This is a genomic window from Loigolactobacillus zhaoyuanensis (assembly GCF_003946385.1).
Lineage (GTDB): Bacteria > Bacillota > Bacilli > Lactobacillales > Lactobacillaceae > Loigolactobacillus > Loigolactobacillus zhaoyuanensis.
This window is the reverse complement of the sequence record NZ_RHOE01000082.1, coordinates 1-8,775: the sequence shown is the minus strand read 5'-3', so window position 1 is coordinate 8,775 and position 8,775 is coordinate 1. Positions and strand designations below refer to the sequence as shown.

The 8,775-nt window shown below is 44.3% G+C and carries 8 protein-coding genes; 6 read left to right on the top strand and 2 right to left on the bottom strand.

Annotation, left to right across the window (positions count from 1 at the left end):
• Positions 1-140: 140 nt before the first annotated feature.
• The 5 genes from EKM76_RS11865 to EKM76_RS11845 all read left to right on the top strand — a co-directional run bounded on the left by EKM76_RS11865 (position 141) and on the right by EKM76_RS11845 (position 5,301).
• Entirely contained in the window at positions 141-527 is a 387-nt protein-coding gene (locus tag EKM76_RS11865; protein WP_225417932.1) for a M20/M25/M40 family metallo-hydrolase, read from the top strand.
• A gap of 74 nt (positions 528-601) precedes the next feature.
• Positions 602-1,897: an O-acetylhomoserine aminocarboxypropyltransferase/cysteine synthase family protein gene (locus tag EKM76_RS11860; protein ID WP_125550836.1), complete on the top strand. Its 1,296-nt coding sequence runs from the start codon at positions 602-604 to the stop codon at positions 1,895-1,897.
• Between the two features lie 68 nt (positions 1,898-1,965).
• The gene (locus tag EKM76_RS11855) at positions 1,966-2,874 is read left to right on the top strand and encodes a glutathione S-transferase C-terminal domain-containing protein (protein WP_125550835.1); all 909 of its coding nucleotides are present in this window, start codon (positions 1,966-1,968) and stop codon (positions 2,872-2,874) included.
• A gap of 27 nt (positions 2,875-2,901) precedes the next feature.
• A complete protein-coding gene (locus tag EKM76_RS11850; RefSeq protein ID WP_125550834.1) occupies positions 2,902-4,035 on the top strand; it encodes an amidohydrolase in 1,134 nt (377 codons plus the stop codon).
• Positions 4,036-4,134: 99 nt separating this feature from the next.
• Positions 4,135-5,301 carry a CynX/NimT family MFS transporter gene (locus EKM76_RS11845; protein WP_225417931.1) on the top strand — a complete coding sequence of 389 codons (1,167 nt, stop codon included), beginning with the start codon at positions 4,135-4,137 and terminating at the stop codon, positions 5,299-5,301.
• 51 nt (positions 5,302-5,352) lie between these two features.
• Here the strand turns inward: EKM76_RS11845 and EKM76_RS11840 are convergent, their stop codons facing one another.
• Entirely contained in the window at positions 5,353-6,306 is a 954-nt protein-coding gene (locus EKM76_RS11840; protein ID WP_125550833.1) for an L-lactate dehydrogenase, read from the bottom strand.
• A 356-nt stretch (positions 6,307-6,662) separates the two neighbouring features.
• Here EKM76_RS11840 and EKM76_RS11835 point away from each other — a divergent pair, with 356 nt between their 5' ends.
• Positions 6,663-8,501, top strand: a complete 1,839-nt coding sequence (locus EKM76_RS11835; protein ID WP_125550832.1) for a DUF2207 domain-containing protein — start codon at positions 6,663-6,665, stop codon at positions 8,499-8,501.
• 156 nt (positions 8,502-8,657) lie between these two features.
• Here the strand turns inward: EKM76_RS11835 and EKM76_RS11830 are convergent.
• On the bottom strand, positions 8,658-8,775 hold a 118-nt coding region (locus EKM76_RS11830), incomplete at its 5' end, for an IS3 family transposase (protein ID WP_164507606.1).

Below are 8,775 nucleotides of genomic sequence, written 5' to 3'. Positions count from 1 at the left end.
AAGGAATCCAAGACGCGCTTAACCACCGGCCACGTCGGAGCTTGAACTACAACTGCGCCAGTGAACTATTCATTGATTTAGATGATTAACTATACCAATTTATAAGAATAGGTCGATACTGTTGCACTTGATTTGACAATTTGGGAACAGCAAATAAGGAAGTACGGCAGCAGATCAAGCAACGCTTCTTTGAAACAGTTGAGTATACCGCTAAGGCGCAGCAAGTTAGTGCCGAGATTGATTGGTACGATGGTGACCCATCAGTTGATAATGATGCTAAATTAACTGCATTGGTGCAAGAAGAAACCGAAAAATTTGCGCCAACTTATGTTCAGCAACCGAAACTGGGTAGCGACGACTTTGCTTGCTATCAGGCACTGATTCCTGGGGTTTACGTTAATATTGGTAACGGTGGTAGTGCGAGTGCACACAATCCACATTTTACGGCCGATGATAAATTGATCATCGTTGGTGCACAATTCTTTGAAAAGAATGCTCGACGCTGGTTAGCAGAATTAGCTGACTAGAAACTGATATGAAAGTTCGACTATTTAAAGAAGTTGCCGAACAGGTAATGAAGATTAAAGTGGAGTGATAAATTTTGGAATCAGAACATTTTGATACTTTGCGTTTACACGCCGGCTATGAACCGGCAGATCATTTGCAATCACCAATTGTACCGATTTATCAAACTGCAGCTTTTGGATTAGGTGATACGCAAACGGCTGCCGCTATTGCAGCGGGAACTAAATCAGATGCTTATACGTATTCAAGAGTTGGTAATCCGACGGTACGTGCGTTTGAAAAGCGGTTAGCTGTTCTAGATGGTGGTGTTGATGCAGTAGCGGTTGGTTCAGGGATGGCGGCAATTTCTTACGCGCTGCTAAATGTGGCCGAAGGTGGTGGTCGCGTTCTGGCGCCGACTAATATTTATGGCGCTAGTTTGGATGAATTTAGAACACTATTGCCCAAGTTCGGGATCGAATTTGATTTTTTTGATGATATTAACGATTTAGCTGCGATTAAATCATTGATTCAAGCAGATACTAAAGCAATCTACATTGAAAGTGTCGCCAACCCAAGTACTGAAGTAGCTGATATCGAGGCACTTGCACAAATTGCGCATGCTGCTGGCATTCCATTGATCGTTGATAATACGTTTCCGACGCCGTACTTATGCCGGCCGTTTGATTTTGGCGCCGATATTGACGTTTATTCTTCAACTAAAGGGATCAATGGCCATGGTAACGTGGTTTCAGGCGTGATTGTTGATCATGGCAAATTTGATTGGCATAATGGTAAATTTCCGCAAATGACGGAATCTGAGTTTATTTTAGGCAACGAAGCGAAGCAACAAACAGCTAGTTTTTATAGTAAGTTTGGCGCTAAGGCGTTTATTAGTCGAATCCGGATGAAATATTTACGTTTGTTTGGTGCCGTGATGAGCCCATTTGATGCGTATTTAGCGTTACTCGGTGTGGAAACAATTTCTGAACGTCTGAGTAAGGAAGTTCAGAGTACTAAGGCGATTGCAACATATTTAACAACTAATTCCCATGTGGAGCATGTCTATTATTCTGGTATTGAAGCAGACAATAAATTGGTAAAAAAGTATTTTCCACGTGGAATCGGGGCAATTTTATCTTTTGAGCTAGCGGGGACTGAACAGCAGGTGGCAGCTGTACTTGATCACGTTCATGTATTTACTTATTTACCGAATGTTGGCGATGTGCGGTCATTGATCGTCAATCCAGTAAAAGTAACGCACCGTGAAATGCCCCAAGCCATTCGGTTGAAACATAAGTTGAATCAGCAGGTTTTACGGTTATCGATTGGCTTGGAAGACGTTAATGATTTAATCGCTGACCTTGATCAAGCTATTGCACAGGCGTTTTGAAGTTACACTTCTACTTGGTGGGGTTTACTGGTCAATAAGTTTAGATATGGAATAGAGGAGGTTAAAAAATGGCAGCAGCATGTGAATGGCATCCGCAAGTAGCTAAAGCAAGCGTTACGAGTCTTAAAATACAGACACCATTATTAATCCAGCCTGACCGCTATCGGTTAGTTTGGGGTAAGTTTTGTCCGTGGGCAACCCAAATTGCAATTGAAATTGATTTATTAGGGTTAGACAAAGCTATTTCAAAAGGTGAGATACAGTCGCTGCGGCGTAGTGGTTTGGACGTTGATTGGGTCTTTGGTGCCACAGATCAGATCAAGGACCCCGTATTACAGACAGCACGCTTATCGGAAAATTATCGGCAGGCACAGCCAGAATTCACTGGACGTGCAACGGTGCCTGCATTAGTTGACGTGACAACAGGTGCAGTGGTCAATAATGACGCTAACTTTTTAATGGATCAGTTCGCAACTGCATGGCGTCCGTATTTTTCACCGCAAGCACCTGAGCTATATCCAACGGCGCAAGCAGAAACCATACAGCGGATCAGCAAAATTATTTTACACGAGGTTAATGAGGTGCCAGGGGAAATTTTACAAGCGAAAACACAAGCCGAATATGAACAGTTAGCACAGATTTTCTTTACTCGCTTAGCTGAATTTGATCAAACATTAGCGCATCGATCCTATTTATTAGGTGAGCAGTTGACACAACCAGATATTCGGCTTTTCGTCACATTAGTCCGCTTTGATTTGGTTTACTATTATCAAAATAAGTTAAGTTACAAAAAACTAACTGATTTTCCCGCGTTATGGGCATATGCAAAACGGTTATATCAATTGCCTGCATTTAAAAAGAATACTGACTTTGCCGCGATTCAAGCTCATTTTTATCAAATTAATGACACGCCAGTAACTTCGTTTGAGCGGGTAACACCGTTTGGTATTAATGTAGCTAAATGGACACAAGTGTAAGCCTATGATAGGAAGAAGTTAAATTTTATGGTAACAGCAACAGAACAAACACAGTTAACTCAGATTCGTCATTACCTCCACCAACATCCCGAGCTATCGGATCAAGAGTTTGCAACGACTCAATACTTAACCGACAAGCTGCGTGACCTTGGTTATCGGATCATTACGTCAACTGATTTAAAAACAGGCGTGATCGCGGAAATTGGTGTGGGTAAGCCTGTAATAGGGTTGCGCTCAGATATTGATGCGTTGCCAATTCAAGAAGTAACTAACCTAAGTTATGCTTCAGAAAACGATGGTGTGATGCATGCTTGCGGCCATGATTTCCATATGACGGCGTTGTTAGGTGCGGCGGAACGTTTGGCGGCTGAACCAACGTTAAATGGGACGGTCCGTATCGTATTTCAGCCAGCGGAAGAGACCCATGTTGGTGCGCAAGAAGTAACCGCGGCTGGTGGTGTTACCGGTTTGGATGCGATCATTGGGTTTCATAATAAGCCTGATTTACCGGTTGGTACGATTGGTTTGTTAGCTGGTGGGTTGATGGCAGCAGTAGATCAATTTACGGTGACTTTCCATGGTGTTGGCACACATGCCGCTATGCCCCAGCTAGGTGCTGATCCGCTGGTAGCTTTAGCAGCAACCGTGGGCGCGGTTCAGTCGATCGTCAGCCGTAATCAAGATCCCCAGCATGCTGTTGTCGTTTCGGTGACTCATATTGAAGGCGGTAATACATGGAATGTATTGCCGGAGTCAGCTTGGTTTGAGGGTACGGTCCGTACTTTTGATCAAAAAGCACGTCAGCTAGCTAAAAAACGTTTCATCGAAATTGTGAATGGCCAGGCGGCAGCGTATGGTGTTAAAGCCAATATCGATTGGCTGGTGGGACCAGATGTGGTCGACAACGATTCGCGGTTGACCAAAATCGTCGTTGACGAAAGTGCTAAGCATTTTAATGTGGTAGCACCAACACCATCCAGCGCAGGTGAGGATTTTGCCTATTTTAGTCAGCGAATCCCTAGTGTGTTTGCTTTTATTGGCAGTCATGGTAATTCAGATTGGCATCATCATGACTTGATTTTAGACGATGCCGGTTTAGTGCCGGCGGTGGAGTGGTATTATTTTAACGCGAAGCGGCTATTAGCCGAGTTAACTGAGTAAAGCGTGCTGCCAATCTGGCAGCACTTTTTTACATGATTGTCTTTTCTATGGAAAATGGTAGGCTTAATGGAAACTTGTTTCCAGGAAGTAGGTATTTTTATGTTGCCAAAACGCTATCGTTGGTTGTTAGTGGGGATCGTTTTGTTAGGCGCTTGTTTACGGATGCCGATCACGGCGATTCCGGCGTTGCTGGATACAATTCAGCGTAGTTTGCAATTGCCGGCTAGTTTGTTAGGCAGTCTGACCACGATTCCATTATTGTGTTTTGCGTTGTTATCACCATTTACGCCACAATTAGCACGACGTTGGGGTAATGAAATGACGATTCTTGTTGCGTTGATTATTTTGGCCATAGGTAATTTTATGCGCGGTTTCAGTGCTGCATGGCTATTGTTGGGAACGCTGTTTATCGGGATCGGCATCGCGGTAATGAATGTACTAGTACCAGCCGTGATCGCCGACCATTTTCCACAGCGTCTGGGGCACGTTACCAGCTTATATACTTTTTCGATGACTTTGTTTAGCGCGCTGGGCGCTGGCGCTAGTGCACCATTGGCCAAGCAACTTGGTTGGCAGCCGGTTTTACAAAGCTTAGCCGTGATCACTGCGGTCATCGCGTTACTGTGGTTACCTAATTTGCGACTCAATCATCGGTTACTCACCACTAGCCTGCAGTCAAAAGCACGTTCAGTTTGGCGGGTACGCGGGGCTTGGTTAATGACGGTAACTATGGGTATCCAATCACTATTATTTTATACAGTATTGACGTGGCTGCCTAAAATTATGACTAGCCGCGGTGTGCCGGCGACAACTGCAGGGTTAATGCTAGGCTTATTCCAGTTGGCCGCATTACCGGCTGCTTATTTCATTCCGACTCTGGCGGCTAAGCTGCAGCGGCAGAGCTACTTGGTTTGGGTGATTTGCCTGATGTTTATTGTGGGCCTAGCCGGTTTATTAGTGCCGAGCCGCTCATTGTGGTATTTAGGCGTGATTTGTATCTTGTTGGGTCTAGCCAGTACTGGCGCATTTGGCTTGTGTATGACCTTGTTCAGTTTAAAAACGACTAATGCAGCTGAAACAGCAGCGATTTCTGGTATGGCGCAATCAGCTGGTTATTTATTAGCAGCTATCGGTCCAGTGTCCTTTGGTTTGATTTACGGTGCAGTCCATTCATGGACATTATTGCTAGTGCTACTAATTATTTTAGCGATTTGTATGTTGATTTCCGCGTTAGCCGTGGATCGGCGCAAAACAATTTTTGATTAGAAAATTAAAATGGCAGCCAAGGCAAAAATTTTGTCTTGGCTGCCATTTAGTTTATGCGGTCTGTACCGCTTTAGTTGAAGTCATTCCAGGTAAGGTCTCAAATTTTTCACGGATCAAGTCAGCTGAGCGCTTGAATTTTGCCTCTTCAGTGGCAGTCAGGGGTAATTCGGTCACGCTGACGACACCGTCTTTACCAATGATTGCTGGTTGACCGACGTAGGTGTGGTACTTTTCGCTATATGCAGAGCAAGGACAAGCTAAGTTGGCGTCAGCTAAAACTGCTTGGCTCAATTTGACTGCACAAGTGGCAATGGCGTAACACGTATAACCTTTGCCAGAATGGACAGCCCAGCCACCGCGGCGCGCAGCATCTTCCAGCTCACTTAGATCAACGTCTTGCTGTGTGGCTAATTCTTTGATTGGCAGGCCGTTGACACGCACGGTTGACCAAGCTGAAAATTGCGACTCACCGTGTTCGCCATAAACGTAGCCCGTTACATTTTTCGGATCCACATCGAATTGGTCGCTAACAACTTTTTGCATGCGCGCAGTGTCCAAGAAAGTTCCGGTGCCGAGAACGTGGCTTTGTGGTAAGCCAGTTGTTTGTTGTAAGTAGTAGGTAATGCAATCGCAAGGATTCATAACATCGATCAAAACACCTTTGAAACCAGATGCCTTAATTTTAGGTGCAATATCTTGTACGATTTCGCGGGTGTAGCTGAATTCGGCCCAACGATTGCCGCTGGCGTTATCCAACGCATGAATGTTGCCGGCAGTTACAAATAAAATATCAGCGTCAGCCAGTTCAGCATAATCGCCGACTTTGATTCGGGTACGGGTATCCAAACGGGCTTGAGCATCTTCTAAATCAAGTTTTTCTGCCATTGCTTTAGCTGTATTATGATCATCGAGCAGGACAAGTTCGTCGGCAATTCCCTTGGTCACCAAAGTATAAGCGGTTGTGGCACCAACGTGGCCCAAACCAATAATTCCGTATTTACGCATCCTGATCACTCCTCTAGTCCACATAAGTGGCTAATTTTTTTATTAAAAATATTGATGGTTAAACGGTGACCGTACTTTTCAAAAGCTAGGCTCATTTATTTATCATCTTATTTTAATTTATGTGATTTATTCTAATTTTATCAGCTGCGGATGTCAACCCTTTTTATACTTAATAATAAAAATAAATAGTTATTTTATACTGATATCATTAAAAAAATGGAATAACACTTAATTAAATAAAGCGTCGACTAATAAGTAATTAAGTTACTTAAAGTATTTTTTTGTGGCAAATCGGTCTGCATGGTAAAATAAGGCTAATAAGAACGATATTCGCGAAGTTAATAGGGGGTTAGATCATGCGGCGACGGCTAAATTGGCTGTTAGTCTTTGTTGGGGCGCTATTACTGTTTGGATGGTCGCAGACAGCCCAAGCAAAAAGTTACACGATCACTAATTATGCGATGCAGATCGATGTGGCTAAAGATGGTAGTGCCATGGTATCGCAAAAGGTCGCTTATGATTTTGATGGCGTCTATTATAATCAGGATCTGGCAGGAATCGATGGGATGTCGGCGCTTAAGGTATCGGCGCAGTCTAATTCTGGCATAAAAGTTTTCACGGCCAGTAACACGGAAACGCCGGGGACTTACATGACGTCGGACAGTGATGATCGGCGCCAGGTCAAGGTGTTCTATCCCATTAGTGACGATTCAGCAACTTTTTTGTATCGTTATCGGCTTGATGGCGTGGTGACCAACTATCGCGATACAGCAGAGTTGAATTGGAAAGTGATTGGTACCGGCTGGGATGTGCCATTAAATAATGTGAAGATCACGATCCAGTTACCACAGAAAAATGTGAGTCAGTTACAAGCTTGGACACACGGACCTTTGTCAGGTAATACCAAAGTAGAACGCAAAGCTGGCCGCGTTTTGATCACGTTGGATAAGAATCCAGCTAATACGTTTGTAGAAAGTCATTTGCTATTTCCAACGGCAGTGACGGCGACTAATCAGAAAACCAGTGATAAAGCACGAAAAAAAGCAGTTCAGCAACAAGAGGCTGGCTTTGCAGCGGAGGCTAATGCGGCGCGGCGGCGCGCACAACTGATTCCCAGTTTGATTGCATTTGCTAGTTTGATCCTAGGCGCTATTATTTTATTGGGGCAACTTTTTTGGCTACGCCGTCATCCTGCCGAGCGCTACCCAGCCCCAGTACCAGTTGAGCATTGGTACGATTTGCCAGAGTATCCGCCCGCAACTGCGCAGCGTTTGCTGAGTGCACCTGGACCTAACAAAAAAGCTTTCACGGCCACTTTAATGGATTTGGCGGTGGCTAAACAAATTACGATCACGGCAGTAAAGGTGGGCCGTAAGGATACTTTTGAATTAGCGCCAACAGCTAAGTTTAATAGTCGTGAACGAATTTTTAAATTATTATTTGAAACAGTACCACGGCGGAATCATGAAGGCGGCGTTACGCTGTTAGATATTAAAAATTATGGGCGCAGCGATAAAAGTGGGCGCTTGAACAACGCGTACGAAGATTGGGAAATGCGTATTCGTGGTTCCGTGGATGAACTACATTACGAAAATACAACTAATGGTAAAATCCGTAATCGGGCCTGGATCGTGGCTATTACCAGTACTGTATTTGCGCTTGGAGCTAGTGCCGCGGCGTTCTTTACGTTCCCTAGTGTACGTCTGCCTTTATGGATTTTAGCGGCTTTGTTGCTGCTCACTGGCTGGTTATTACTACTGGTTAAGCTCCACGCCTTACCACGGTACACCCAAATTGGAGCGCAGAAAATCAATGAATTACGCGGCTTTAAGCAAATGTTAGCCGATGTGGGCCACTTTGATATGGCACAAGTTGGTGATTTGATTTTGTGGGACCGTATCCTACCCTATGCAGTGGCGTTTGGCTCAGCCGATAAGGTGGTGGCTGCCCTAAAAATCAACTTTAGCGACGCCCAATTAGCCACTGGCATGCCCGTCAACTATCCATTGTTTATTTATGGCTATGGTGGCGGCTTCGGTGGTCAAACTGATTTCGGTGAAGCATTTACCAGTAGCTTTGGTAGTAGCCTTTCTGCTAGTCATAGCGCTAGTTCCAGTGGTAGCGGTGGTTCTGGCGGATTTTCTGGTGGCAACTCAGGTGGTTTCGGTGGCGGATCCGGTGGCGGCGCTTTTTAACTATATATTGCAAAATAAAAAAGCTCGGCCGTTTAAGTTTAATTTAAGCTGACCACGCTATAGTATAAATATACCCAAAACCCCTTAACCTCATCTAATTTCACTGAAAAGCAAAAACGGACCGATTGAAGTGAACCCCAAATATTGGACGAAACTTTAAGCGACTTTCTGGGTGGTAAGAACACGGTATTTAACCGGGCTCTTACCACCCAGTTTTGTTTTGATTCGTGTGACATTATAATATTGAATCCAGTTCGATACGGCTAAAGTTAAT